Annotated in this window: 1 pseudogene; it reads left to right on the top strand. The window is 44.8% G+C overall.

Features of this window, described 5'->3' with window-relative positions:
• Positions 1-23: 23 nt before the first annotated feature.
• A pseudogene (locus A3729_RS09685) lies at positions 24-241 on the top strand (2-isopropylmalate synthase); the annotation flags it as partial.

A 241-nucleotide genomic window follows, 5' to 3' on the forward strand; every position in this document is an offset into this window, starting at 1 on the left:
ATATTGATTTAGGAGCACGGCGAATGTCCGATAAAAATAAGCTTGTTATCTTTGATACGACCCTACGAGATGGCGAGCAAAGCCCCGGTGCATCGATGACCAAGGCAGAGAAATTGAGAATTGCTCGTGCACTTGAGAAGATGCGTGTTGATGTTATTGAAGCGGGGTTTGCGATTGCAAGTCCGGGCGACTTTGAGTCGGTTAAATCTATCGCTGATACAATAGTAGATTCTCGAATATG

It is taken from the genome of Oleiphilus sp. HI0043 (assembly GCF_001634935.1).